The 26638-nt window shown below is 64.6% G+C and carries 25 protein-coding genes; 15 read left to right on the top strand and 10 right to left on the bottom strand.

Features of this window, described 5'->3' with window-relative positions; translation table 11 throughout:
* Positions 1 to 187 precede the first annotated feature (187 nt).
* On the bottom strand, positions 188 to 2479 hold the full coding sequence (gene bglX / locus GGI48_RS07890; RefSeq protein ID WP_047302283.1) for a beta-glucosidase BglX: 2292 nt from the start codon (positions 2477 to 2479) through the stop codon (positions 188 to 190).
* 383 nt (positions 2480 to 2862) lie between these two features.
* Between bglX and GGI48_RS07885 the strand changes: the two genes are divergently transcribed.
* The 7 genes from GGI48_RS07885 to GGI48_RS07855 all read left to right on the top strand — a co-directional run bounded on the left by GGI48_RS07885 (position 2863) and on the right by GGI48_RS07855 (position 8385).
* A complete protein-coding gene (locus tag GGI48_RS07885; protein WP_179597776.1) occupies positions 2863 to 3471 on the top strand; it encodes a LemA family protein in 609 nt (202 codons plus the stop codon).
* Positions 3471 to 4391, top strand: a complete 921-nt coding sequence (locus GGI48_RS31325; protein ID WP_179597774.1) for a TPM domain-containing protein — start codon at positions 3471 to 3473, stop codon at positions 4389 to 4391. The genes GGI48_RS07885 and GGI48_RS31325 overlap by 1 nt, the downstream gene beginning before the upstream one ends.
* Positions 4392 to 4424: 33 nt before the next feature.
* A complete protein-coding gene (locus GGI48_RS31320; protein WP_016965471.1) occupies positions 4425 to 5189 on the top strand; it encodes a TPM domain-containing protein in 765 nt (254 codons plus the stop codon).
* 29 nt (positions 5190 to 5218) lie between these two features.
* Positions 5219 to 5836, top strand: coding sequence for a TPM domain-containing protein (locus GGI48_RS07870; protein ID WP_179597772.1), 618 nt, complete (start codon positions 5219 to 5221; stop codon positions 5834 to 5836).
* A gap of 263 nt (positions 5837 to 6099) precedes the next feature.
* Complete coding sequence (locus tag GGI48_RS07865) at positions 6100 to 7314, top strand: class I SAM-dependent methyltransferase (protein WP_103739592.1); 1215 nt, start codon at positions 6100 to 6102, stop codon at positions 7312 to 7314.
* 169 nt (positions 7315 to 7483) lie between these two features.
* The gene (locus GGI48_RS07860; protein WP_179597770.1) at positions 7484 to 8065 is read left to right on the top strand and encodes a DJ-1/PfpI family protein; all 582 of its coding nucleotides are present in this window, start codon (positions 7484 to 7486) and stop codon (positions 8063 to 8065) included.
* 14 nt (positions 8066 to 8079) lie between these two features.
* Entirely contained in the window at positions 8080 to 8385 is a 306-nt protein-coding gene (locus tag GGI48_RS07855; protein WP_060837911.1) for a ribbon-helix-helix domain-containing protein, read from the top strand.
* Between the two features lie 165 nt (positions 8386 to 8550).
* On the opposite strand, the gene GGI48_RS07850 is transcribed toward GGI48_RS07855, so the two are convergent.
* From GGI48_RS07850 to GGI48_RS07820, 7 genes are all read right to left on the bottom strand, one after another.
* Positions 8551 to 9171, bottom strand: coding sequence for a hypothetical protein (locus tag GGI48_RS07850; RefSeq protein WP_179597768.1), 621 nt, complete (start codon positions 9169 to 9171; stop codon positions 8551 to 8553).
* Between the two features lie 9 nt (positions 9172 to 9180).
* A complete protein-coding gene (locus GGI48_RS07845) occupies positions 9181 to 9471 on the bottom strand; it encodes a hypothetical protein (RefSeq protein WP_256596378.1) in 291 nt (96 codons plus the stop codon).
* Between the two features lie 210 nt (positions 9472 to 9681).
* Positions 9682 to 12243, bottom strand: a complete 2562-nt coding sequence (locus tag GGI48_RS07840; RefSeq protein WP_103739602.1) for a TonB-dependent receptor — start codon at positions 12241 to 12243, stop codon at positions 9682 to 9684.
* A 119-nt stretch (positions 12244 to 12362) separates the two neighbouring features.
* Positions 12363 to 13325 carry a FecR family protein gene (locus GGI48_RS07835; RefSeq protein ID WP_179597764.1) on the bottom strand — a complete coding sequence of 321 codons (963 nt, stop codon included), beginning with the start codon at positions 13323 to 13325 and terminating at the stop codon, positions 12363 to 12365.
* Positions 13322 to 13870, bottom strand: coding sequence for an RNA polymerase sigma factor (locus tag GGI48_RS07830; protein ID WP_016964586.1), 549 nt, complete (start codon positions 13868 to 13870; stop codon positions 13322 to 13324). Before GGI48_RS07830 ends, GGI48_RS07835 begins: the two co-directional genes overlap by 4 nt.
* A gap of 315 nt (positions 13871 to 14185) precedes the next feature.
* Positions 14186 to 15769, bottom strand: coding sequence for a rhodanese-related sulfurtransferase (locus GGI48_RS07825; RefSeq protein WP_179597762.1), 1584 nt, complete (start codon positions 15767 to 15769; stop codon positions 14186 to 14188).
* Positions 15766 to 16395 carry a cysteine dioxygenase gene (locus tag GGI48_RS07820; RefSeq protein ID WP_179597760.1) on the bottom strand — a complete coding sequence of 210 codons (630 nt, stop codon included), beginning with the start codon at positions 16393 to 16395 and terminating at the stop codon, positions 15766 to 15768. The genes GGI48_RS07825 and GGI48_RS07820 overlap by 4 nt, the downstream gene beginning before the upstream one ends.
* A 106-nt stretch (positions 16396 to 16501) precedes the next feature.
* Between GGI48_RS07820 and GGI48_RS07815 the strand changes: the two genes are divergently transcribed.
* The 8 genes from GGI48_RS07815 to GGI48_RS07780 all read left to right on the top strand — a co-directional run bounded on the left by GGI48_RS07815 (position 16502) and on the right by GGI48_RS07780 (position 24571).
* Complete coding sequence (locus tag GGI48_RS07815) at positions 16502 to 17389, top strand: LysR family transcriptional regulator (RefSeq protein ID WP_016964584.1); 888 nt, start codon at positions 16502 to 16504, stop codon at positions 17387 to 17389.
* Positions 17390 to 17556: 167 nt separating this feature from the next.
* Entirely contained in the window at positions 17557 to 18378 is an 822-nt protein-coding gene (locus GGI48_RS07810) for an ABC transporter permease (protein WP_179597758.1), read from the top strand.
* 2 nt (positions 18379 to 18380) lie between these two features.
* Positions 18381 to 19160, top strand: a complete 780-nt coding sequence (locus GGI48_RS07805) for an ABC transporter ATP-binding protein (protein ID WP_179597756.1) — start codon at positions 18381 to 18383, stop codon at positions 19158 to 19160.
* Entirely contained in the window at positions 19157 to 20362 is a 1206-nt protein-coding gene (locus GGI48_RS07800; RefSeq protein ID WP_179597754.1) for an acyl-CoA dehydrogenase family protein, read from the top strand. The genes GGI48_RS07805 and GGI48_RS07800 overlap by 4 nt, the downstream gene beginning before the upstream one ends.
* The gene (locus GGI48_RS07795) at positions 20362 to 21297 is read left to right on the top strand and encodes a D-isomer specific 2-hydroxyacid dehydrogenase family protein (protein ID WP_179597752.1); all 936 of its coding nucleotides are present in this window, start codon (positions 20362 to 20364) and stop codon (positions 21295 to 21297) included. Before GGI48_RS07800 ends, GGI48_RS07795 begins: the two co-directional genes overlap by 1 nt.
* Positions 21298 to 21464: 167 nt before the next feature.
* Entirely contained in the window at positions 21465 to 22274 is an 810-nt protein-coding gene (locus tag GGI48_RS07790) for a class II aldolase/adducin family protein (protein WP_016964580.1), read from the top strand.
* Positions 22275 to 22286: 12 nt separating this feature from the next.
* Positions 22287 to 23249 (top strand): ABC transporter substrate-binding protein, encoded by a 963-nt coding sequence (locus GGI48_RS07785; protein WP_179597750.1) that lies wholly within the window; start codon positions 22287 to 22289, stop codon positions 23247 to 23249.
* A gap of 128 nt (positions 23250 to 23377) precedes the next feature.
* Positions 23378 to 24571 (top strand): dipeptidase, encoded by a 1194-nt coding sequence (locus GGI48_RS07780; protein ID WP_179597748.1) that lies wholly within the window; start codon positions 23378 to 23380, stop codon positions 24569 to 24571.
* 13 nt (positions 24572 to 24584) lie between these two features.
* Here the strand turns inward: GGI48_RS07780 and GGI48_RS07775 are convergent, their stop codons facing one another.
* Positions 24585 to 25337 carry a hypothetical protein gene (locus GGI48_RS07775; RefSeq protein ID WP_047302324.1) on the bottom strand — a complete coding sequence of 251 codons (753 nt, stop codon included), beginning with the start codon at positions 25335 to 25337 and terminating at the stop codon, positions 24585 to 24587.
* Positions 25331 to 26350: a hypothetical protein gene (locus GGI48_RS07770; RefSeq protein ID WP_179597746.1), complete on the bottom strand. Its 1020-nt coding sequence runs from the start codon at positions 26348 to 26350 to the stop codon at positions 25331 to 25333. Before GGI48_RS07770 ends, GGI48_RS07775 begins: the two co-directional genes overlap by 7 nt.
* Positions 26351 to 26638 lie beyond the last annotated feature (288 nt).

The raw sequence follows: 26638 nt of genomic DNA, 5'->3' as shown, positions 1-26638 counted from the left end.
CGCTGCCGCAGGCTGCGAACGAGCGCGAAGCGGTCGCGGCGGTCGTGAGTCCGATGGAGGTTTGGCGGGAGATCGTCGCAGCCTCGCAGGCTCGGCAGCGGCTAAAGATATTGCAGCGATTCTGGGGATTGCGGGGATTGCAGAAGGAGTCGGCCGGCGCAGGTCATGCGCCGGCCGGTGTCGGAGCTCAGAGCAGTTCGAAGCTCTGTTGCTTGACGTCCTGGGAGTCCAGGCCGATCTGCACATTGAAGTCGCCCGGTTCGGCGGCGTACTTGAGCTGAGTGTTGTAGAACTTCAGGTCGTCCTCGGTGATGGTGAAGTGGATGGACTTCTCTTCACCGGCCTTGAGCATGACTTTCTGGAAGTTCTTCAACTCCTTGATCGGGCGGATCATCGAGCCGGCCACGTCCTGGATATACAGCTGCACCACGGTTTCGCCGTCACGCTTGCCGGTGTTCTTCACGGTCACGCTGGCGTCGAGCTTGCCGCTCTTGTTCAGGGTGGTGGAAGACAGGGCCATGTCCGACAGGCTGAACGTGGTGTAGCTCAGGCCGTAGCCGAACGGAAACAGCGGGCCGGTGGTGTCGTCGAAGTACTGCGAGGTGTAGTTGCCCGGCTTGCCCGGGGTGAACGGCCGGCCAATGGTCAGGTGGTTGTAGTAGGTGGGGATCTGCCCCACGGTGCGGGGGAAGGTGATCGGCAACTTGCCCGACGGGTTGTAGTCGCCGAACAGGACGTCGGCGATGGCGTTGCCGCCTTCGGTGCCACTGAACCAGGTTTCCAGGATCGCGTCGGCCTGCTGGTTTTCTTCCAGCAGCGACAATGGCCGGCCATTCATCAGCACCAGCACCAGCGGCTTGCCGGTGGCCTTGAGGGCCTTGATCAGCTCGCGTTGGCTGGCGGGAATCAGCAGGTCGGTGCGGCTCGAGGATTCGTGGGACATGCCCCGGGACTCGCCCACGGCCGCGACGATCACGTCCGCCTGTTTGGCTGCCTGGACCGCTTCGTCGATCATCTGCTGCGCCGGACGCGGGTCGTCCACCACTTCCGGGGCGTCGAAGTTGAGGAAGTTCAGGTAGTCCACCACCTTCTTGTCGGCAGTGATGTTCGAGCCCCGGGCGTACACCAGTTGGGCCTTGTCGCCCAGGACATTGCGCATGCCGTCGTACAAGGTCACCGACTGCGCCGGCACGCCGGCGGCGGCCCAGCTGCCCATCATGTCGATCGGTGCCTTGGCCAGCGGGCCGACCAGGGCGATCTTCGCGGTTTTCTTCAGCGGCAGGGTGTCGTTGTGGTTCTTCAGCAGCACCAGGCTGCGCCGCGCGATGTCCCGGGCGTCGCTGCGGTGCAGGCGGCTTTCGGCGTTGGTGTCGGCCGGATCGTCCTCGGCCTTGCCGATGCGCACGTAAGGGTCCTTGAACAGGCCCATGTCGTACTTGGCCGCCAGCACTTCACGCACCGCGTTGTCGATGTCCTTCTGCTCGATCTCGCCGGACTTGAGTAGCCCCGGCAGCTCCTTGCCGTACAGCGAGTCGTTCATGCTCATGTCGATGCCGGCCTTGATCGCCAGCTTGGCCGCTTCGCGACCGTCCTTGGCCACGCCGTGGCGGATCAGCTCGATGATCGCCCCGTGGTCGCTCACCGCCAGGCCCTTGAAGCCCCATTCCTTGCGCAACAGGTCGTTCATCAGCCAGGTGTTGGAGGTGGCCGGCACGCCGTTGATCGAGTTCAGGGCCACCATCACCCCGCCGGCACCGGCGTCAATGGCTGCGCGATAGGGCGGCAGGTAGTCCTGGTACATCTTCACCGGGCTCATGTCGACGATGTTGTAGTCGCGACCGCCTTCCACCGCGCCATACAGGGCGAAGTGCTTGACGCTGGCCATGATGCTGTCCGGCAGGGCCGGGCTCTGGCCCTGGTAGGCCTTGACCATGACCTTGGCAATGCGCGACACCAGGTAGGTGTCTTCGCCAAAGCCTTCGGAGGTGCGGCCCCAGCGCGGATCGCGGGAGATATCCACCATCGGCGCGAAGGTGATGTCCAGGCTGTCGGCGCTGGCTTCCTTGGCGGCGATGCGCCCGGAGCGGCCGATGGCGTCCATGTCCCAACTGGAGGCCAGGGCCAGGCTGATGGGGAAGATGGTCCGGTGGCCGTGGATCACGTCATAGGCGAAGAACATCGGGATCTTCAGCCGGCTGCGCATGGCCGCGTCCTGCATCGGCCGATTTTCCGGGCGGGTGATGGAGTTGAAAGTGCCGCCGATATTGCCCGCGGCGATTTCCTTGCGGATCAGCTCGCGGGGCATTTCCGGGCCGATGCTGATCAGGCGCAGCTGGCCGATCTTCTCTTCCAGGGTCATGCGCTTGAGCAGATCGTTGATAAAGGCTTCTTTGTTTTCCAGAGGGACCGGGGCCACGTCGGCCAACACCGGGTGACTGGCCAGGCTGACCAGCAGCCCCAGCAAACACAGCTTATTCATGAATATTGTTCTCAAGGGCTCGAGACAGATGCTTTTGGGGACGCATCCGACAGCCAAAATTTAAGGGGCGGCTATTGTTGTTCAGATAATTCCCGCACACTTCAGGCCGTGTGAAAACTGCTGCGTTCGGCAATACGGCGTTAAAAACAGGCTCGGAATGCTCATGTAGGCCCCTACACTCCGCTTCCTCGCCTGTTTTTGCCTTGTCTTGCCTTCACTCGCGACGTTTTCACACCGCCTTATTTCTGAACTCTTTTTCGCGCTGGGCATCTTTTAGCCCATCAGCCCGATGCATTCCAGTGGCGCAGGCAGATTTTGCCCACAGGATGTGTGAAACCGGGCAAAAGCTTCATTTCAATCAGGTTGTGCAAGGAGCCCCACCCATGAACATCACTCAAAGCCTGCGTTCGAGCTGGCCCGTCGCTGCCTTGTTGCTGCTTGCCAGCCTGCTCAGCGGCTGCGGCATCAACAACATTCCGACCCTGGACGAGCAGGTCAAGGCCGACTGGGGCCAGGTGCAGAACCAGTACCAGCGCCGCGCCGACCTGATCCCCAATCTGGTGGAAACCGTCAAGGGCTACGCCAAGCACGAGGAAGAAACCCTGACCGCGGTGATCGAGGCGCGGGCCAAGGCCACCTCGATCCAGGTGGATGCCAAGACCCTGGACAACCCGGAAAAACTCAAGCAGTTCCAGCAGGCCCAGGACCAGTTGAGCGGTGCCCTGAGCCGTCTGATGGTGGTCTCCGAGCGCTACCCGGACCTGAAGGCCAACCAGAACTTCCTGGCCCTGCAATCCCAGCTTGAAGGCACCGAGAACCGCATCGCCGTGGCCCGTCGCGACTTCATCCTGGCGGTGCAGAAGTACAACACCGAGATCCGCACCTTCCCCGGCCGCCTGTGGCACAGCCTGATGTACAGCGACCTGCCGGTGCGTGAATCCTTCGAGGCCACCAGCCCCGACGCCGACAAAGCCCCGCAAGTGAAATTCTGATGAGCCACGGGCGGCGCGTGCTGCAAGGCGCGCTGCTGTGGCTATGGCTGGTGAGTGGCGCCGTGTTGGCGCAACAACCCGGGCCCACACCCACGGATGGGGTGCCGTTGCGTTCGTCGCAACCCGCTGTCCAGGTCGAGCCCGCACCGACCACTGCGACAGCGGCACCGATCGAACGGCTGTTTCCCAAGCTGACCGGGCGGGTGGTGGACACCGCGCAGTTGCTCACGCCGTCGGCGCAGGTCTACCTGGCGCAGATGCTGGAACGGCTCGAGCAGACCACCACCGACCAGGTGGTGGTGGCCACGGTGCCGAGCCTGGGTGGCCACAGCATCGAGGAGTTCGGCCTGCAGCTGGGCCGGCACTGGGGGATTGGCCAGAAGGACAAGAACAACGGCGTCCTGCTGCTGGTGGCCAAGGACGATCGCAAGGTGCGGATCGAGGTCGGTTACGGCCTGGAGGGGCGGCTCAACGACATAGTGGCCCACTTCATCATCGATGGTTCGATCATTCCGTATTTCAAGGACGACCTGTATTCCTCGGGGATCATCGCCGGGGCCACGTCCATCGTGAACGTGCTGTCGTCCACCGACCCGCCGAGGCTGGTGTACCGCTCGGTGGAGAAAAGCTGGTACCAGGACATCGAGTGGATGTGGTGGTTCGAGAGGTTGTTCTACCTGGTGTTCGTCGGTGTACCGTTGTTCGGGTTCCTGACCCAATGGCGCAGCGGCAATGATTCGCCGGTTGTTGCCAGCGACGATTCGGCCAGGCGCGAAACCAGGGCCGAGCGCGACGCAGGTTCGAGCAGCAGTTCGTTCGACTGGTTCGACTCCAGCAGCTCCAGCTCCAGTTCAAGCTCGGACAGCTTCAGCGGGGGTGGCGGCAGTTTTGGCGGTGGCGGGGCGTCCGGCAGTTGGTAGCACACGCGGACAAACATTAAGGATGAGGTGCTGATGCGACTTTATAAAATCGGCCTGGTGCTGTTGCTCTGGGTCTTTGCGGTCACGGCCCAGGCCGAGCTGAGGTTTCCGGCCCTGAGCGGGCGGGTGGTGGACGACGCGCAGATGATCGAGCCGACCATCAGCGCCCTGCTGACTCGGCAACTGCAAGCCCACGAACAGGCCACCGGCGAACAGTTGGTGGTGGTGACCCTGCCGAACCTGCAAGGCGTCAGCATCGAGGAGTTCGGCTACCAGTTGGGGCGCCACTGGGGCATCGGCCAGAAGGACAAGAACAACGGCGCGCTGCTGATCGTCGCCCGGGACGAGCGCAAGCTGCGCATCGAAGTGGGCTACGGCCTGGAGGAGCGCCTGACCGACGCCCAGGCCTCGGTGATCATCAACCAGGTGATCACCCCGGCGTTCAAGACCGGGCAGTTCAGCAAGGGCATCAGCGACGGGGTTTCGGCCATGTTCCTGGTGCTCGGCGGCACGCCGCTGGACCAACCGGACCCGGTGTATGACAGCGTCGAGAGCAGCGACCAGGACGATTTTGTCCAGCGTCACCCGTGGCTGTTCATCTTCATGGTGCTGCTGTTCATCCTGGTGGTGATAGTGGCGCAGGCGCTCGGGTTCATCACCACCACCAGCGGGCGCGGCGGTGACGGAGGCGGTGGCTTCGGTGGTTTTGGTGGTTTTGGTGGTGGGTCCGGCGGCGGTGGCGGCTTCAGCGGTGGCGGTGGCAGCTTTGGCGGCGGCGGTTCCTCCGGCGGCTGGTAACTCAAAATAAGAAGCGGAAATCCAACGACATGGCATTACTCAGTGAATACGAACAACGGCAAGTGGCCGAAGCCATTGCCCGGGTGGAACAGCAGACCGACGCTGAACTGGTGACGGTGCTGGCGGCCCGGGCCGACGACTACGCCTATATCCCGCTGCTCTGGGCCAGCCTGCTGGCGCTGGTGGTGCCGGGGCTGGTGCACTACGCCACCGGCTGGCTGAACATGCACCTGTTGCTGCTGGCGCAGTGGACGACCTTTATCGTCTTGTGCCTGGTGTTCCGCCTGCCGCGGATCACCACCCGGCTGATCCCGCGCTCGGTGCGCCACTGGCGCGCCTCCAACCTGGCCCGGCGCCAGTTCCTCGAACAGAACCTGCACCACACCGTGGGCGGCACCGGGGTGCTGATCTTTGTCAGCGAAGCCGAGCGTTACGTGGAAATCCTCGTGGACGAGGGCATTTCCAGGCGTCTGGATAACAAGCAGTGGAACGGCATCGTGCGCAACTTTACCCAGCAAGTCCGCCAGGGCCAGACCTTGCAGGGCTTCCTCGACTGCATCGAAGCCAGCGGCGAGCTGCTCAAGGCCCATGTGCCCCTGACCCAGGTACGCAACGAATTGCCCAACCGCCTGGTGGTGCTCAACTGAGCCCGCCGCCGGCGAACAGGCCCCGAGTCTTGCACCGCCCTTGAGGGCGCCTTCGCTGGCAAGCCAGCTCCTACGGCGGTGCGATACCGGTGTTGTTCATGCAGGAGCCGGCTGGCCGGCGAATGGCCCCTGAGCCTGGCACCGCCCTCGGGCGAGGATTTTTTACCGTCGGGTGAATAACTTCGTGCCCCGACGCGGCTTGCTCCCTAAAATACCCGCCACTCCCTGATTCACACCCCGCATCGCCCGAGGCACCTGCCCCCATGTCTGTGACCGCACCTTCCGCCCGCCCCGCGCCGGATCATCACGCCCAGTTCCTGCAATTGCTCGACACCAGCCTTGCGCAAAACGCCTTTATCAAGCTGGTACTGGCCAAGCACGTGGGCCCGGAGGCGGAGTTGCAACGCCTGATCATCAAGCAGCTGACGGTCAAGGAGCAGCCGTGCCTGTCCTTCGTCTATCGCTACAAGACCCGTGATATCACCAAGAACTTCCCCCTGGACGAGGGCATCGCCGCCATCGCCGAGTTGCTGCCGGCTGCGTTCAAGAACGCCCACCTGCTGACCCTGACCGACGAAGTGCAGCTCGAATACAGCAAGAAGGGCAAGAGTTCGCTGTTCAAGGGCAAGCCGCAAACCCAGCGCGATGTGCCGTCGGCCGAGCACAACCGGGAGAAGAACCGTTTCCTCGACCTCAGCCGGCCGTTTCTCGCCGACCTGGGGGTGACCAACCAGCAGCACGAACTGATTCCGGCGATGTCGCGCAAGTGGAAGCAGATCAACAAGTTCATCGAGGTCTTCAGCCACGCCCTGGGCAGCTCGCCGATTAAGCTCGACCAGCCAGTGCGAGTGGCGGACTTCGGTTCCGGCAAGGGCTACCTGACCTTTGCCATCCATGACTACCTGCGCAACACCCTCAAGGCTGAGGGCGAAGTCACCGGCGTCGAGTTGCGCGAGGACATGGTGACCCTGTGCAACGCCGCCGCGCAGCGCCTGGAACACCCGGGCCTGGTGTTCAAGTGCGGTGACGTGCGCAGCGTGGCCCCCAGCCAGCTGGAGGTGATGATCGCCCTGCATGCCTGCGACATCGCCACCGACTACGCGATCCACACCGGCATCCGCTCCGGCGCGGCGATCATCATGTGCTCGCCGTGCTGCCACAAGCAGATCCGCCAGCAGATCCAGAGCCCGGCGCTGCTCAAGCCGATGCTGCAGTACGGCCTGCACCTGGGGCAGCAGGCGGAAATGGTCACCGACAGCCTGCGAGCGCTGTTCCTCGAAGCCTGCGGCTATGAAACCAAGGTCTTCGAATTCATCTCCCTGGAGCACACCAACAAGAACAAGATGATCCTCGCGGTCAAGCGCGCCGAACCGGTAGACCCGACCCAACTGCTGGCCAGGATCGAAGAACTCAAGGCCTTCTACCAGATCAGCGAGCACTGCCTGGAAACCCTGCTCAAGGCAGACCAGCAGCTGTAAGCGACATGCGGCCAGCCGCAAGCGAGAAACCTGCATCCAGCCACTTGCAGCTATCCACTTGCCGCTTGCCGCTTGCCGCTGTAGTAAGCGGCTATTACCCGGACTGGCGCAATGGGACTACCTTGAGTACTTCTTCCGCCCACGTCTTGCCCTGATAGGAGTCCACTCCATGGCCGCGAAAAAGATCCTCATGCTGGTTGGCGATTACGTCGAAGACTACGAAGTGATGGTGCCGTTCCAGGCGCTGCTGATGGTCGGCCACACGGTGCACGCCGTGTGCCCCGACAAGCGCGCCGGGCAGACCGTGCGCACGGCGATCCACGACTTCGAGGGCGACCAGACCTACAGCGAGAAACCGGGGCACCTGTTTGCCCTCAACTTCGACTTCGCCCAGGTCAGCTGCGCTGATTACGACGCGCTGCTGATCCCCGGCGGACGTGCTCCGGAATACCTGCGGCTGAACGCCAAGGTGCTGCAACTGGTCAAGGAATTCGACCAGGCCGGCAAGCCGATCGCCGCGGTGTGCCATGGCGCGCAACTGCTGGCCGCGGCCGGCATCCTCGAAGGCCGCGAGTGCAGCGCCTACCCGGCCTGTGCCCCGGAAGTGCGGCTGGCCGGCGGCACCTACATCGATATCCCGGTGACCGAAGGCCACGTCCAGGGCAACCTGGCCACCGCCCCGGCCTGGCCGGCGCACCCTAGCTGGCTTGCCGGTTTCCTGGGCCTGCTGGGCACCCAGATCACCCTGTAAGCGAGGACCACGCCATGTGCGAGCTGTACGTCAAGGCCGACCCGATTCTCTACGAGTCCCGTTCCCGCTCGCTGCGCATCTGTGGCGTGGTCACCACCTTGCGCCTGGAAAACCAGTTCTGGGACATCCTCAGCGAGATCGCCGAAGCTGACGGCATGACCACCAACCAGCTGATTGCCAAGCTGTATGAAGAGGTCATGGATTACCGCGGCGAAGTGGTGAATTTCGCCTCCTTCCTGCGGGTCAGCTGCACCCGCTACCTGAGCCAGCGCCGCACCGCCGCCCCTGACCTCAGCCTGGTACGGCGCAACGCTTTATAGGGCCTCGCGTCATGTCTCGCGCGTGGCGGCGCCTTCGCTGGCAAGCCATCTCCTGCGAGGTTTACAGCATTACACCTGGTAGGAGCCGGCTTGCCGGCGAAGAGGCAGGCCATTGTTGCGTGCCTTCACCGGCGCCGGAGGAGTTGCCGCAGGCGGGCTGAGCGGCTAAAGGCCCAGGCGCGCCATCTCGCGCAGGTCGGCGATTGCCGCCGGGTTGCCGCCTTCGAGCACATCCAGGCGCATCTGCGCGATCAGCGATTTGAGCAGTTCGGTCTGGGTCATCCGGGTCGCCTGCAGCAGGCGCGCGAGATCCTCGGCCACATAATGGTTGACCTTCAGCGACAGGCGTTTCATTGAATGGACCGCCGGCAACTGGCGGGCTTCGGCCTGTTCGGCCAGGTAGGCGGTGAAAGCGCTATGCGCCCGCTCCAGGCACGGGGCGACCCGGGCGTTGAAGTAGTAGCTGAGGAATAGTTTGCGCATCTGCACCCCGGCATCCTCGATCACCGAATGCATGGCGGCGTCCAGAACGTCGAGATAGACCGCGGGCAGCCGCGCCTCGATGGAGGTCAGCGGTTGCTGGCGCGCTTCCTTGATCGCTGGTGTCGACTGAGGCGGAATGGCCACGGTGGTGGCGCACTGGTCGCAGACTCCCACCAGGATGTCCCGGGCCAGGCCATGGCCGTCGCTGAAAGGGACGTCGCGCCGCAGGTAGGTAATGCCGACGACCTGTTGGCAATGCTCGCAGAGCGCCTTGCCCCGGTCGCCTTGCAGAAAGAGTTTCATGGGTTGCCCTCATCGGTGAACGCTGATGAACCACACATCTGGCTCGATAAAGTAGAACTTGATGTACCAGCCGGCCTTTTTCAGCACGTGGACCGCGATGCCCGGCACGCTGTGGTGGGCGCTGCAACTGTGGTCCTGGCCCTTGCAGGCGCCGATGACCTCGATCAGGTGGCCAGCCGAGACTTCGCCGGTGGCTAGCAGGTTCTTGACCTCGATCGAGCCGCGCGCGGCATGCAGATAGTTGCCGTCCTGTAGTGCATTGATCAGGTCCCGCCTGACCTTCCTGAAGCCTCTGTCCATGATGTCTTCTCGGTTGTACGACAACCGTCGTACATAATCAATGGGAAGTTGACTGAAAGCGCCCAAAGGCATTTCAGCGGTTTTCAGGGGGGCGTCGATCTTAGCCCGGCAGGTGCGGGCGGCAGGGCCGGGCTAACGGCTTGCAATACATCCGTGATGGCCAACGGCTGGCCTGCTGCGGTGCGTTCGCTGCACCGCAGCCCTTTATCGTCAGAAGAAGCGGGTCACGCTGATCTTGGCGTTGCGCCCCAGGCTGGAGGCGTTCTCGCCGCTCAGCGGTGGGCGATAGTCACGGTTGAACATGTTGTCCAGGGTGAAGTTGACTTCGGTGCCCTTGAGGTAAGGCTGCTGGGGTTTCCAGTTGGCGAACAGGCCGTGCACGTTGTAGCGGTCGTTCTTGTACTGGTCCCAATAGGAGTCGCCCAGGGCGCTGCCCGGACCGCCGGCATAGATGTCGCTGGGCACCCGGTCAGTCTGGCGTACCCACTGGCCCTGCCAGCCCACTTGCGCATCCCACTGTGGAATCTTCACCCCCAGGCTGGCCACCCACTTGCGTGGCGGAATGTCCCGGGCCCAGACGTTCGGGCCCCAGGGATTGGTGTAGGCCCCTTCATGCTTGCCGGTGATCCACGAGTAGGACAGCGAGCCGAACAGGTAGGTCGAGTCGTAGAAGCTTTCCACCTCGAAGCCCTTGATGGTCAGGTCGCCGATGTTGCGATAGACCCCGATGGTCGGCTGGTTGCACACCTGGCTGATGCTCTTGCCGCTGCTGAGTTGCTCGGGGCAGCCGATCCCGAGGTTCTTCATGATTTCGTCTTTGATGGTGTTGTGGAACAGCGTGGTGCGCACCTGTACGCGGTCGGCCTGGGTGAACACGTCGGCGAAGCTGGTGATGTTACCGGCGCGCAACGCGGTGATGCGTTCCGGGTCGAGGTCGCGGCTGGTGGCGGAACGGGTGGAGGCGGCCGACTGGACCTCGTACTGCTCGTCGATCACCGGCGCGCGCCAGGTCTTGCTGTAGTCGGCGAACAGTGCGAATTGCGGAGTCACCGTCCAGAACGCCGACAGCCGAGGCGACCAGCCGGTGTAGGTCTTGTCGCTGTAATCGTGGCCCGCCACCGGGTCGGGGCTGTTGTAGATCGGTGCGTCGTTCTTCTGGCCGCGGTTGCGCACATGGTCGTAGCGCAGGGACGGGGTCAGGGTGAAGTCCCCCAGGGTGATGGCGTCCTGGATGTAGAAGGCATTGTTGTCGACCTTGCCGTGGGGCATGAAGCCCGGCTGGTAGTGGCCGTAGTTGTACTTGGGCACTTCATAGGTCTTGCCCGGCATCCACATGTCGACTTCGCGGGTGTGCTTGCGGATCTGGATGCCATTGGTCAGCGCGTGCTCCAGCGGGCCTGTGCTGAAGCGGCTGGTGTTTTTCAGGGCCAGGATCTTGTCGTCATAGCCCACGGTGATCTTGCGGCCACCGGAGGCCGGCTGGAAGAAGGCGTTCGGCCCGCGTTCGTCGGTCTGGTCGGTGGTGGAATCGGAGTACTTGGCCTCGAAGTCGATCCAGGGATTGTCCACGGGGGTGTACTGGTACTTGGCGATCCAGGTGGTGTCGATGGTATTGCGCTGGGCCAGGAAGCGCCGGGTGGCGCCGTCATAACCGTACTTGTTGATGTCGCTCTGGCTCGGCGGCGTCGGGTAGCTCTTGGCCGAGAAGGGCGCCCAGATGTCGCTGTTGGAGCGCATGTAGCTCAAGCCCAGGCGATGCTCGTCAGTCAGTTGCATGTTCAGCTTGAACAGCTCGCCTTGCATGTCCTGGGCGGTGTTGGGCAGGCGCTTGGGGTTGATCGGGTAGGCGTTCTTCGGGTCGGGCTGGGCGCTGGCGATCTTCATGTCGTCGCCGTCGCGCTTGGTCCAGTAGGCCAGGGCATCGAAGCGCTGATCATCGGTGCGGCCGTACACCGCGCCGGTGTAGGCCTGTTCATGGCTGTTGCTGCTGTAGCCGTACTTGACCATGGCGCCGCTGTTGCGCCCGTCTTGCAGCAGGTCCGGGGCATCCTTGGTCTCCATGTGCACGGTGCCGCCGAAACCGCCGTTGCCGGTCTCGGGGGAGTGCGGGCCTTTTTCCACTTCGATGCGCTTGATCAGTTCCGGCTCGATGAACACCGAACCCTGCTGGTAGCGTTCGAAGCCGCTCTTGGTGGCGCCATCGACGCTCATCGGCACGTCTTCGGCATCCCCCAGGCCCCAGATGTTGATGGTCTGGCCGCCGGGTTTGAGCGAGCCGCCCAGGCTCACGCCGGGCAGGGTGTCGATCAGGCTGACCACGTTGGTGGCCTGGTGGCGATCGATTTCCGCCTGGTTCAGGGTCGAGCGGCCAACACTGGCGGCGTCCACCTCGGTGCCGTTGCCGATCACGCTCACGGCCCCCAGTTGCAAGGCCGAACCGCTGCTCAGGTTGGTCTCGGCAGGGCGCACGATGTAGGTGTTGTCGACTTTCATCAGGTTGAACCGGCCGTCCTGCAGCAGGGTGCGGATCGCCTCTTCCGGGCTGTAATCGCCCTGCAGGGCCGGGGCCTTGGCGTTGCGCAGCAGTTGCTCATCGAACAGCAGCTGGATCTTCGCCTGCTGGGCGATCTGGCTCAGGGACGCGGCCAGAGGCTGCGCCGGCAGCTGGAAATGCAGCGGCCCGGCATAGGCTTGCAGGCTGAATGCCAGGCAAGCGGCGAGCAGGGTCGGGCGGGTACGGACTAACGGAACAGGCAAGAACGCGCGAAACATGACTTCCCCCAGAGCGGCTTAAAGGCCAGAAAGGCGCTGCGCACAGAGCGCAGACAGGAGGAAGACGCGGCAGTGAAAAAATACCTCATATGCGAATGCAAAATATTCTCATATGTCGTTCAGCGGGCTTCGATCCTCAACTGACCGTTGGCCTGAACCCGGGTTTTCACCGGAATCAGGGCAGGCAGGGCCTTGACCAGGGCATCCGGGTCGTTGACGTCGAGGTTGCCGGACACCTTGTAGGCGCCGATGGAGCCCTCGGCCAATTGCACCGGCTGCCGCCGGTAGAGGTTCAGCTCGTCCACCAGGCTGGCCAGGTCGCGGTTGCGAAAGGCCAGGCGCCCGCTGCGCCAATCGGCCACTGCATCGCTGTCCAGGGTCTGCTGGCGCAGGGTGCCTTTTTGCAGGTCGTAAGTGGCTTGCTGGCGAGCGCCGAGCAGGGTCAGCTCGCCGGGCCGGCCATCCGGACTGAAGGCCACCTGGCCGTGGGCCACGCTGACCACCAGTTGGCGCTGACCACGGCGCACATCGAACGCGGTGCCCACCACCCGTACCTTGGCCGTGCCGCTGTGCACCCACAGCGGCCGCTCCTGATCGGCGGCGACCTCCAGGTACAGCTGGCCCTGCTGCAGGTAGATATCCCGTTGCCGGGCGCTGAAATCCACCTTCACCTGAGTATTGGCATTGACGTAGAGGGTGCTGCCGTCCGGCAGCTTGAAGGTTCGCGCGCCCTGTTCCTGTGCCGCGATCTGCTGCCGGTACGGCGCCAGGGGCGTCCCCAGGTTGAGCGCCAGCACCGCGCACACTACGGCAGCTGCCACTGCCAGGGCCGGCCGCCAGGGGGAGGCCTTGCGTTGGGGGAGCGGCATTGGGCGGCTCAGTTGCTGCAACTGCGCCAGATCGACCCACAACTGTTCGAATTCGGCATAGGCCCGGGCGTGGGCCGGCTCACTGACCCAGTTGTCGAACGCCTTGCGCGTGGCCCGATCCGGATCATTGCGGTTACGGGCGAACCAGCTGGCGGCCTGGGCATCGATCTGCTCGCTGTCGAGGTCGTCCTGTGGGCCGGAAAAGCGGGTCATTCAGGCTGCTCCTTGCCATTTTCTCGTTGTAGGTGTTGCTTGCAATGCAGCAGGGCAAAGGCGATGTGCTTCTCCACCATGCTCACGGAAATCCCCATGCGCTCGGCGATCTGCGTCTGGCTCAGCCCCTCGAAGCGGTGCAGCATAAGGGCTTCGCGACGCCGCGGCGAGAGCTGGGCGAGGACTTCCTTCAATTGTTCCAGGCGTTGCAGGCGCTGGGCGGCGGGCAGTGGTTCGTGCTGTTCGTCGGCCAGGGGCTCAGTGTCCAAGGCGGATTCGGCATGGGCCGGGTGATGCACCCTGGAGCGCACCTGCTGGCGCCGCCAGTGATCGCGCAGCAGGTTGCGTGCCATCTGGAACAGGAAGGCCCGGGGCTGTTCGACCTGATCCCGGTCCCGGTAATCGAGCCATTGGGTGAACACGTCCTGGGTCATGTCCGCCGCGTCGCTGGCGTTGTCCGTGCGTTTACGCAGGAAATGCAGGATATCCGCATAGAACCCGCGGACGGAGTCCGCCAGTGCAGAGTCGGGCTTGGAGCGAGACATGGATATCCTTCTTGACGACGCGTTGAGCACAAGGTCGCAAATGATATCGAGAATTATTGCTATTTGTCACTTGAGCCGATTGAGCATCAGCCTTGGCCGTCGGCGCTCCTGAGGGCAGGGCACGATTGGATGGCCAGTTCGCCGGCAAGCCGGCTCCTACGGAGACGGCAACCAGCCCGGGTTGTAGGAGCTGGCTTGCCAGCGAAGGCGTCCCTGAGGGCAAGGCACGACTGGAGGGCCAGTTCGCCGGCAAGCCGGCTCCTACGGAGGTGGCAACCAACCCGGGAGTGTAGGAGCTGGCTTGCCAGCGAAGGCTCAGATCACGAAGAAACCGTGGGTGCCGTCGCGACGCAGTTGTTCCACCAGGCCGAATTCCCAGTCCAGGTAGCCCTGCATGGCCTCCCGGGGGTTGTCGGTGCCCTCGTAGGGCCGGCGGTAGCGGTCGATCCGCGGCGAGGCCAGTTGCTGGCGGCTTTCCTCGACGGGCAGGCCGGCGTCGATCCAGGCCGTGGTGCCGCCGCTGAGCAGGAACACCGGGCGCTGGGTCAGGGCCTGCAACTGGGGCACCACAAAACGCGCCAGCAGGCTGCTGCCGCAGGTCAGCACATAGCGTTCGGGCTGGGGCAACCGGGCCAGGGATTCCTGCAACTGGCTGGGCAGCACCCACCAGGCCCCGGGGATGTGGCGTTGCACGTAGTTGGCGCTGGCGGTGACATCCAGCACCAGGGTGCCGGGTTGCTCCAGCCAGGCGGCCAGGGTCCTGGGGCTGATTTCTTCGGCCGGCGCGGTGTCCGACAGCGGTGCCTGCCAGGGGCCGCGCACGCTGAAGTCGCTGGCGCGCAGGCCGTCGAGCACCGCCACTTGCCAGCCCATCTGGGTCAGCCAGGAGGCGCTCATGTTGGCCCGCACACCGTCGTCGTCCACCAGCACCAGGCGTGCGCCGCGCACGCTGGCGAAGTGATCGGTTTCCTGCACCAGTTGCCCGCCGGGCGTGGAGCGGGCACCGGGCAGGTGGCCGGCGGCGAATTCTTCCGGAGTGCGCACATCGAACAGGTAGTGGGTGCGCTTGGCATCGGCTTGCCAGCGCCGCCACTGGGCCAGGTCGATGCGCGCCACGTCGGCCCGGTCCGCGACCGCCCGCGCCGCCTTTTGCGCTTCGGCCCGCTGCTCCTCGTCGACCGGGCGGAAGCGCCGGTTCTGGCCGTGCTCGAGTTTCTGTCCGGCCAGGGTCCAGCCGATGGTGCCGTTGCGCAGGGCCGCCACCGGATTGGGGATGCCGGCGTTGACCAGGGACTGGGTGCCAATGATGCTGCGGGTGCGTCCGGCACAGTTGACCACCACCCGGGTGCGCGGATCGGGAGCCAGCTCGCGCACCCGCAGCACCAGTTCGGCGCCGGGCACGCTGGTGCTGCCGGGGATGCTCATGGTCTGGTATTCGTCGAAGCGCCGGGCATCCAGTACCACCAGGTCGGCCTGCTGGTCGAGCAGCGCCTGGAGTTCCTCGGCGGCCAGGGACGGAGTGTGGCGCTCGGCTTCCACCAGTTCGCCAAAGGCCTTGCTCGGTACGTTGACGTCCTTGAACAGCTCGCCGCCGGCGGCGCGCCAGCCCTCCAGGCCGCCTTCGAGCAGGGCGATATCGCGGTAGCCCAGTTGCCCCAGGCGGGTCGCGGCGCGCTGGGCCAGCCCTTCGCCCTGGTCATAGAGGGTGATCGGGGTGTCGCGCCGGGGGATGCGCGCATAGACCTCCAGCTCCAGTTTCGACAGTGGGATATTGGCCGCGAACAGCGGGTGGGCTTCGGCGAAGGGCGCCTCTTCGCGGACATCGATCAGCGCCAGCTCCTGGCGCTCGAGCAGGGCCTGACGAATCTGCGCCGGGCTGCGGGTAGGGAAATCGGTCATTGCAGGGGCTCCTTCGACAAGTCCCAGAGGTTAGGCAGCAAGCGGTTGGAATAACCGGAGACAAAGGGCTTCTCGTGACCGTCCGGAGCGTATACGGCACGGCGTACCGCACCGATATTGGCGCCGTACACATGGATGCTGATGGACACCCGGTCGGCGTAGGCGTTGGTCACCTGATGGATGTCGCCAATACGCGGCGACACCGCTTCCACTTGCCCCGGCACCAGGCGAATCGGAGCCCCCGCAGGTTGCAGGCGGCCGTCCGCCAGGCGTTCGAAACCCTGGGAGTCTTCGGCGCCGCGGAGCATGCCGATCAGGCCCCAGACCCGGTGATCGTGGATCGGCGTGCGCTGCCCCGGACCCCAGACAAAGCTGACGATGGAAAAGCGCTGGCGCGAGTCGGCATGCAGCAGGAATTGCTGGTAGCGCTGCGGGTCGGGCTGGGCGAAATCATCGGGCAGCCAGTCGTCCTGGCTCACCAGGCACTGCAGCAGATCGGCGCCGTGCTCCAGTATCCGGGCCTCGTCGGGATGGCTCTCCAGCAGCTCGGCCAGGGCGGCGATAAAGTCCCGCAGGCGGGCCAAGTTGGGTGTATCGATAGCGACTGTTGCGGCGTTGTGGGGCATGGGCTCCCTCCGTGGACACAAGGCAAATGACGCGAACTACACGGGCGAGCTAAAAGGTATTATTCTTCTCGAACATTTTTCCAGTCATTTATTATGCGAAAAAAGAATGAAGATAGATGATCTGAACGCGTTCGTGGCGGTGATCCGCTGCCAGACCATCAGCCAGGCGGCCGATGCCCTGCAATTGACCCAGCCGGCCATCACCCGCCGGGTGCAGAATTTCGAGGAAGCCCTGGGGGTGGAGTTGCTGGACCGCAACACCAAGCCGCTCAAGCCCACCAGCATGGGCTTGCGGGTTTACGGCCAGTGCCTGGAAGTGCTGCGCAGCATCGATGCCCTGAACGAGCTGGTGGCCAATGACGGCGCCCCCAGCGGCGCCTTGCGCATCGGCGTGCCGCAGACCATTGGCGACGTGGTGCTGCTGGATGCCCTGAGCCAGCTGAAGAACCTCTATCCGCAGTTGCAGACCTCGGTGGCTACCGGCTGGGGCAGCCACCTGCTGAGCAAGGTCGAGAACGGTGAGCTGGACGTGGTGGCGGCGCTGTTTCCCGCCGGCAAGGTGTTCCCCGAAGGGGTGGTGGGGCGCTCCCTGGGCAGCATGAACCTGGTGGTGGTGGCGGCCAAGGGCGAGGTGCGCAAGCGCTCCTGCAAGCTGGCCGACTGTTACCAGCGCGGCTGGGTGCTGAACCCCGATGGCTGCGGTTTCCGGGCCGGCCTGCAACGGGCCTTGAGTGCCCAGGGCCTGACCTTGCAGATCAACCTGGAAACCTTCGGCACCGAGCTGCAACTGGGGCTGATCGCCAATGGCCTGGGCTACGGCCTGGTGCCGCTGCCGCTGCTGGAAAACAGCAGCCACCGGGACAAGCTGGAGATAGTGCCGGTCAGCGACTTCAAGCCGGTGATCGACCTGTGGCTGGTGCACCCGCGCTTCCTTGGCAACCTGCAGGAGCCGGTGAGCCTGTTTGGCGAAATGGTCGCTGCTCGCGTCGGCTAGCCGCGGGTGCGGGGCAAATCGGCGCCTGCGGGTTTATCCTTTGTTTGCATATATATCTATTTGCTGAATGCATTTTTTGTATATTAAGTTAGAACCAAAACGAATTTCACGGACGTTTTTTATGTAGTTAGCATGGGGCTCGAACGCGCTGAAATAAGGATGTTGCAATGCCTGCGCAAGCCCCGCTTTCCTTGTATTCCCGCTGGACCGAGCGCCCCGGAGTGAAGTTCCTGGGCAATCTGTCGCTGCGCCTGATCAGCCCGCTGTTGTTGCTGCTGCTCTGGGAGCTGGCCTCCCGCAGCGGGCTGTTGCCGGCGCGGATCATCGCCGCGCCCAGCACCATCGGCGACACCCTGTGGCAGATGCTCGGCAGTGGTGAGTTGGGCGGGCACCTGTGGGTGTCCCTCAAGCGCGCCCTCAGCGGCCTGGCCATCGGTGTCAGCCTGGGCACGCTTCTGGCCCTGCTGGCGGGGTTGTCGCGGCGCGGCGAGATCGCCATCGATTCGCCGATGCAGATGCTGCGTACCCTGCCGTTCCTGGCCATCGTGCCGCTGTTCATTCTCTGGTTCGGCGTGGGCGAGACGCCGAAGATCGCGCTGATCGCCCTGGGCACCACCTTTCCCATCTACCTCACGCTGTTTTCCGGCATCCGCAGCCTGGATCCCAAGCTGCTGGAGGCGGCGACCCTGCTCGGCCTCAAGCGCTGGGAACTGGTTGTCCACGTGATCCTGCCCGGGGCCCTGCCGGCGTTCTTCGTCGGCCTGCGCTACGCCTTCGGCATCAGCTGGCTGGGGCTGGTGGTGGTGGAGCAGATCAACGCCAGCGCCGGTATCGGCTACCTGGTCAACGACGCCCGGGATTTCATGCGGACCGACGTGATCGTCATCTGCCTCTTGGTCTACAGCGTGCTCGGCCTGGGCATCGACGGGCTGGTACGCGGCCTCGAACGTTGCGCCCTGGCCTGGCGCCCGACCTTTATCAGGAACTGACCATGACAGTGTCATTGCCCCAGCCGCGCCTCGTGCGCGCCGCCGTCGAATGCCGCGGAGTGACCCGACGTTTTGCCGGGCAGGCGGTGCTCGACGGCCTGGACCTGGACATTGCCCCGGGGGAGTTCGTCGCCCTGCTGGGCAGCAGCGGTTCGGGCAAGACCACCTTGCTCCGGGCCCTGGCCGGGCTGGAGCCCATCGATGTGGGCCGCTTGCAGGTGCCCGCGGCCATGGCCGCGGTGTTCCAGGAGCCACGGCTGATGCCCTGGAAGCGCGTATGGCGCAACGTTGCCCTGGGCGTGCGCGGGGCTGGAGTTCGCGAGCGGGCCGAGGCGGCGCTGGGCGAGGTCGGGCTGGCCCATCGGTTGGGCGCCTGGCCCGGCACCCTGTCCGGCGGCGAAGCCCAGCGCGTGGCCCTGGCCCGCGCCCTGGTGCGCGAACCGCAGCTGTTGCTGCTGGATGAACCCTTCGCCGCCCTCGACGCCCTGACCCGGATTCGCATGCATCAACTGATCATCCGCCTGTGGCGGGCGCACACCCCGGCGGTGCTGCTGGTGACCCACGACGTCGACGAGGCGCTGCTGCTGGCCGACCGGGTGCTGGTGCTGGCCAACGGGCAAATCGCCGAGCAACTGCCGATCCGCCTGCCGCGTCCGCGTCAGGCCGCCACTCCGGGCTTCCAGCCACTGCGCGCGCGGCTGCTGCACCTGCTCGGAGTCGAAACCGAGGCCGAGCCGGCCGTTGACCTTTCCCACCCCTTGAGCAGGACTGCCAGCCGATGAGCCTTTCCAGTGTGCAACCGTCTCCGTCCGTGTCCCGTCCCCTGCCTGATCCGGATTCCAGCGAGTTCGCCGACCTGCTGCAGCGGTTGAGCGAGGAGTTCGCCGCCACCGCGGCCCATTACGATCGCCACAGCGAGTTTCCCCACGCCAACCTGCAACGCCTGCACCAGCATGGCCTGCTGGCCTTGACCGTGCCCCGGGCCCTGGGCGGCAGCGAGGCGACCCTGGCCCAGGCGCGACGGGTGATCGGCGCCGTGGCCCAGGGCGAGCCCTCCACCGCGCTGGTGCTGGTGATGCAGTACCTGCAGCACACGCGTCTGCAACAGAACACGGCCTGGCCCCTGCACCTGCGCCAGCGCGTGGCCCGCGAGGCGGTGCACGAGGGCGCGCTGATCAATGCCCTGCGGGTCGAACCGGACCTCGGCACCCCGGCCCGGGGCGGCTTGCCGGCGACCCAGGCACGACGGGTCGAGGGTGGCTGGTTGCTCAGTGGGCGCAAGATCTACTCCACCGGCATTCCCGGGCTGACCTGGTTGGCGGTCTGGGCCCGCAGCGATGAGGCCGAGCCGCAGGTGGGCACCTGGCTGGTGCACCGCGACAGCCCCGGCATTCGCGTCGAGGAAACCTGGGACCATCTGGGCATGCGCGCCACCGGCAGCCACGACGTGATCTTCGACGAGGTGTTCGTGCCCCTGGAGCAGGCGGTGGACATCCAGCCGGCCAATGTTCCGCGCCCCTCGGAGCTGGACAGCAAGGGCGTGCTCTGGCTGGCGGTGCTGCTGTCGGCGATCTACGACGGCGTGGCCTGCGCGGCTCGCGACTGGTTGCTGGGCTGGTTGGCCCAGCGCGCTCCGGCCAACCTCGGCGCGCCGTTGTCGAGCCTGCCGCGCTTTCAGGAACTGATCGGCCGCATCGACGCCTTGTTGCTGAACAACCGGGTGCTGCTGGATGCCGCCGCCGAAGGGCGGATCGCCCCGGGCGAGGCGACCCAGATCAAGTACCTGGTGACCAGCAACGCCATCAGCGCCGTGGAGCTGGGCATCGAGGCCATCGGCAATCCCGGGCTGGCCCGGGGCAACCCCATCGAGCGGCATTACCGTGATGTGCTGTGCAGCCGCATCCACACCCCGCAGAACGACGCGATCCTCGGCGCCGTCGGGCGTGCCGCCTTTGCCTTGCCCAGCCGGGGAGCCCAGGTGTGATGCGCATTGCCAGCCAGTTGGATGAAGCCTTCAACCAGCAACTGCGCCAGTGGCTGCCGGGTGTCGAGGTACTGAGCCTGCCCCGGGGTCTGCCCCGTGCGCTGCCGGGAGATGTGCAGGTGCTGCTGGCCGCGCCCCACGCTGATTTTCGTGATGCGCCAGAGCCGCCCGCGGGCTGGCCCTTCGGTTTGGGCTTCGTGCAATTGGTGACCTCGGGCCTGGATTATTTTCCCCGGTGGCTGTTCCAGGATCTGCCGGTGGCCAGCGCCCGGGGTAGCACCGCCGAGAGCATTGCCGAGTTTGCCCTGGCGGCGATCTTCGCCGCCGCCAAGCAACTGCCCCAGGTGTGGATCGAGCACGCCGAACACTGGCAGCAACGGCCGCTGGCCTCGGTGGCCGGCAGCACCCTGGGGCTGTTCGGCTTTGGCAGCATTGCCCGCGAACTGGCGCCCAAGGCCCTGGCCCTGGGCATGCAGGTGCTGGCCCTGCGCCGTTCGGCGCAGCCGTTTGAGGTGCCCGGGGTTCAACCGGTGGCCGACCTGCATCAACTGTTTGCCCGCGCCGATCACCTGCTGCTGGCGGTGCCTCTGACCGAGCACACCCGGCGGATCATCGACACCGATGTCCTGGCGGCGGCCAAGCCCGGGCTGCACCTGATCAATATCGCCCGTGGCGCGCTGATCGATCAGCCGGCGCTGTTGCAGGCCCTGGATAGGGGGCGCATCGGCCTGGCCAGCCTGGACGTGGCCGACCCCGAACCGCTGCCCGCGGGCCACGCGTTCTATCGCCATCCACGGATTCGCCTGTCGCCCCACACCTCGGCCAACTCGCCACGGGTCTACCTGAATATCGCCCGCTTGCTGGGGCGCAATCTGCAGCGCTGGAGCGATGGCTTGCCCCTGGAAAACCCGGTGGAGATCCAGCGTGGCTACTGACACATGGCTCCAGCCTTGGCCTGCAGCGCTTCGTGTAGCCGCTGCCGCAGGCTGCGCAGGAGACGCAGGGGGCTTGAGGTCGCTAAAGGTTCGGCGGGAGATCGCCAAGCAAGGCCCAGCAGGCCTTTTCGCACAGGGTGTTGATGACAACTTCAAGGAGAGCGGACATGACCGCACATTTTCGTCCCGCGGTGTATGACTTGCCCCGCGATGGCCATACGGTGTTTCGCTGGGAGCACCCGCCCCAGCAGGCGACGGTCGAGCTGGAGCGTCGGCAGCGCAAGCAAAGCCTGGCCGCGGCTTTCCGGGTGTTCGCCCGGCTGGGCTTCGACATGGGCGGTGCCGGGCATATCACCGTGCGCGACCCCGGGCGCCCGGACCATTTCTGGGTCAACCCGGTGGGGGTGTATTTCGGCCATGTGCGAGTGTCGGACCTGCTGCTGGTCAATCCCCAAGGGGCGGTGATCGAAGGCGAGGGCGCGCTGAACCTCGCCGCGTTCGCCATTCACGCGGCGTTGCACGAGGCCCATCCCGAGGTGGTGGCCGCGGCCCATGCCCATTCGCTGCATGGCAAGGCCTGGTCGAGCCTGGGCCGTCTGCTGGATCCGCTGACCCAGGACGCCTGCGCTTTCTATGAAAGGCACGGGCTGTTCGACAACTTCTCCGGGGTGGTGCTGGAGGCCAGCGAAGGCGCGCGGATCGCCGCCGCGTTGCAGGGGCACAAGGCGCTGATCCTGCAGAACCACGGCCTGCTGACCGTGGGCGAAACCGTCGAAGCGGCGGTGTGGCGCTTCATCGCCATGGACAACGCCGCCCAGACCCAACTGCTGGCGGAAGCCGCCGGCACCCCGCGACTGATTCCCCACGAGGTGGCGCGCCACACCGCGCGCCAGGTCGGCAGCGAGTTCGGTGGCTGGTTCAGTTTCCAGCCTTACCGCGAGCGGATCGTGCGCGAAGAAGCGGATTTTCTCGATTAAGGATCCTGGCCCATGCAGCGTCGTCACTTTCTCCAACTCTCGGCCCTGGCCGGTCTGGCCGCCGCCTTGCCGCGCCTGGGCCTGGGGGCCGCCGTGGATCTGTCCGGGGTCACCCTGAACGTCGCCACCTACAAGGGCGCGGCGCCGAGCTTCTTTGCCGAGGCGGGCATCGAGCCGCCGCCCTACAAGGTCAGGTACGCCGAGTTCACCGGCGGCAACCTGAGCTTCGAGGCCCTGGTCAGCGGCACCCTGGACATCTCGCCGATGAGCGAGATCCCGCCGATCTTCGGCATCAAGAACCAGGCCCCGGTGAAGCTGATCGCGGTGCTCACCGGCGACGTCAACAACCAGGCCTTCATCGTGCCCAAGGGCTCAGCGGTGCAGTCGGTGGCCGAGCTCAAGGGCAAGCGCATCGGCTATATCCGCTCCACCAGCTCGCACTACTTTCTGCTCAAGGCGCTGAAGGAACAGGGCCTGGGCTTTGCCGACATCGTGCCCATGGCGCTGACCCCGCAAGACGGTTTCGCCGCCTTCCAGAACGGCGCCCTGGATGCCTGGGTCAGCTTCGGCTACTTCATCCAGCTGGCGGAACTGCGGGCCGGGGCCCGGGTGCTGAAGACCGGCCAGGGCTACCTGTCCGGCAACTACGTGATCGCCGCCAACCAGAACAGCATTGCCAACCCGCTCAAGCACGCGGCGATCACCGACTACATCCTGCGCGAGTACCGCGCCTGGCAATGGATCGCCAGCCACCCCGAGGAATGGGCGACCAAGAGCGCGCAGATCCTCGGCATGCCGCGCGAAGTGTTCCTCGCCCAGTACCGCGCCCAAAGCGGCCCGCGATTGCTGCAACCGGTGGACGACGCGGCGGTGAAATCCCAGCAGGACGTTGCCGACCTGTTCTTCGAAGCCGGCGTCCTGCCCCAGCAACTGGATGTTTCCGGCCTGTGGGACCGCAGCTTCCACTGGTCCTGACCCCTTGTAGGAACTGGCTTGCCGGCGAATAGGCCCTTGAGCCTTGCATCGATCTCGGGGCCGCCTTCGCTGGCAAGCCAGCTCCTACGGTCAGGTGGGGCGATTTCTTTGATTGGCCAGGAGGCCCGATGTTTTCTCGAACCTTGCTCTGCCTGGCGCTGGTCAGCCCCTGGGCGCTGGCCGCCAGCCCGGCGCAATCGTTGCACCAGCGCCTGACGGTGCTCGACAGCCACCTCGATACCCCGATGCAACTGGCCCGCCCCGGTTGGGACATCACCCAGCGCCACGACTACCGGGACGATCTGTCCCAGGTCGATCTGCCACGGATGAAAGAGGGCGGCCTGGACGGCGGCTTCTGGGCCATCTTCACCCCCCAGGGGCCGCTCAACGCCGAGGGCCGGACCCTGGCCAGCGAACATGGGCTGGCGGTGCTGGCGCGGATCCGCGACCTGATCGCCGCCCACCCCGATGACTTCGCCCTGGCCCTCAAGGCCAGCGATGTAACGGCCATCGTCGCCCGTGGCCAGCGGGTGGTGTTCATCAGCATGGAAAACGCCGAGCCCCTGGCCGCCGACCCGGCCCGCTTGCACACCTATTACCGCCAGGGCCTGCGCATGCTCGGCCTGGTGCACTCGGCCAACAACGATTTCGCCGACTCGGCCACCGCCCTGCCGCAGTGGCACGGCCTGAGCCCGGCGGGGCGCGAGTTGGTGGCCGAGGCCAATCGCCTGGGCATCCTGCTGGATGTGTCCCATGCCTCGGATCAGGTATTCGACCAGGTCCTGGCGCTGTCCAGGGCGCCGATCATTGCCTCGCACTCCAGCAGCCGGGCGATCACCGCCCATCCGCGCAACCTGGATGACCAGCGCCTGCGCCAGCTGGCGGCCAGGGGCGGAGTGGTGCAGGTCAACAGCTTCCCCAGCGACCTGATCGAGCGCGTGCCCAACCCCGAGCGCGACAAGGCCCTGGGACCGCTGTACCGCGAGTTCCGCCTGGCGGCGAGCCTGAGCCCCGCGCAGGTGGCGGACCTGGCCGAGCGGATTCGTCAGGTCGAGGCGCGTTACCCGCAGCCCAGGGCCAGCCTGGACGACTACATGCGCCACCTGCTGCACATCCTTGACGTGGTGGGGCCGGACCATGTGGGCATCGGTGCCGACTGGGATGGCGGCGGCGGGGTGCAGGGGCTGGAGGATGTGACGCAGCTACCGCAAATCACCGAACGCCTGCTGGCGGCGGGTTACAGCGAAGCGGATCTGGCGAAGATCTGGGGTGGGAATCTGCTGCGGGTGCTGGCTGCGGCGCAGGCCGCTAGCGCTGGTTAGGAGGCTGACTGTTTCAGGCCAGATGAAAGGCTTGTCTGATTCGCCAAATCGTCTGTTGCAGGCTTTCTGTCAGCCCTATGGCGGCAGGATCCACGTCTTGTTCGGCCAGTTGCAGCAGGAACTGCTGCAGATCTTCAGCTATCGGGCCGGGCAGCTGGGTTGAGTGGGGAGCAAGCAGGACCGAGAGGCTCAAGATATCGTTACGGTGTTTGCGAATGTTCTTGCTGTCGATCCGCTCCCCTTTGCCCAGACGCTCGGTCAGGTTCAGCCAGGCATGGGCCTTGAGGGGAATCAGCCGATCCGCCCCGATGTGGGTGATAGCGTCGATCTGCTGCATGCCGGCGAGTAAAAATTCGTAGTACTGGTCGTTGAGCAAGATGGCCGACAGGCTTGAGACGGCTTCGTCGACAGGAATAGGGCTCAAGGTCGCGTCCTCTGCCAGATCGATGCCTTGCGGGCTGCGCGAGAACAGTTCGATCTGTACAGGGAAGCGGGTATCGGCCGGCGCCATGAAACGATAGAAAATCGGCCTTTGGTCATTGCGTTGCTTGATCTGATAACCGCCGGCTCGTATGAACTCCCAGAACCGAGCGACAAACGAAGGGTCCAGCGCTTCGATGATCAGGACGATGTCCAGGTCTCGGGTGGCTCTGAACGCCTGGCCGGCTTCTTCCATGCTCAGGTAGGCGGCCACGCCGCCGATCATCACGTAGCGGTCTGTGTAGTCGGTGAAGTACTCACGGAAGCGATCCAGCCCCCTTACCATTTCAAGCCTCCTTCCACTTGGCTCAAGCCGATCTGGATCCGTTCATCCTTGCTGTCCTGCAAGCTCAGGAGCAGCGAGAAAGGATCGACACAGCCATCCTTTGTCCGAGCATAGACGGTGGGTTCGTAGGACCAGATCTGCAACGCGCAGACAGCGTCCTCGGGGGCAACTTCGTTCAGTGCCGGGGAGTCCTTCAGGAGCGTGGTCAGGGTTTCACTGGAGCAGGCGTAAACCGGCAGCCGGGGTTCCATCAGCAGGCTGTGCTCGTGCAGCGCCGACTCGCCTGCCAACAGCAGTGGCGTGTGATTCAAGTGCGGGATCTGGTTCAGCCACAGGGTCTTTTTCAAGGGGGAGCGCATGTGCTTCCTGGCGTCTTCCCAGAGTTGATGCGACGAAATCTGGATCTCGATATGGGCTTGCCGGTCGTTGTGGACCACGATCAAACCCAGGTCTTTCAGCTCTTTGACGGCGCGGGAAACGGTCATCTTGGAGTACTTGAACGGGTAGCCCAGCGTCGATTGGGACAACTGCAACGAGGGCGGCGAGGGGTTCATCAACAGGTTGATCAGCATGGCCTGGGTGGCCGGACTCATGAGCGTGATTTTTTCCTGCCGGGCGCGGAAGTACTCCCTCAGATCAAGCCCCAGTTCGGGGATGAACAGCTGGTTGCCGGGGACGATGAACTGCACGCCTTTGTCAATCAGGCGCTTGCGCTCATAGGAGGCCAGAGCCTCGGCCACGAAGATCAGGGGGGCCTGGGTCAGTTTGCGCAGCGTATCCATGTGCTTTTTCACCTCCGGCAAGCTGGCCGATTGCTGCGGGTTCTCCAGCAAGACCACGCAGGTTTGTCCGAGCAGGGTCATGTGCAGAAGGTAATAGTGGCTGGTGAGGTAGTAGGGAAGACTGGGGGCCTGATCCCAGGGACTGAAGCTTGGGGTATCGCCGAGCACGGTCTCGATGTAGGAAGCAAGCGCAGGCAGTTGGGGGGCCGCGTGCTGGAGTTCGGAGTTCATGGGTGGTGTCCTTTTTAACATGATTTTTGAACGGTATCATTTGCAGTGTTACCGTTCAATAAATATGTTACGGACGGCTTTTTCCTGTACAGGTTCTCCGACCAAGGTGGATGGTCCTGCGACTGGCTAGTCACTGTCGTTCATGCGTCTTGTGCAATATCTACGCGGCTGAATATGAAACAAAGTAATATTTGCATATGCTTAAAATGTATTTCTCTTATTAAATGAGCGCCCCTAGGATGGCTTCCCATAGACCCAAGTGACTGCATAAGTCCGCGGGCTATAACC

It is taken from the genome of Pseudomonas protegens (assembly GCF_013407925.2).
Classification (GTDB): domain Bacteria; phylum Pseudomonadota; class Gammaproteobacteria; order Pseudomonadales; family Pseudomonadaceae; genus Aquipseudomonas; species Aquipseudomonas fluorescens_AP.
Note: the sequence above shows the minus strand (reverse complement) of the source record. Positions and strands in the feature narration are given on the sequence as shown.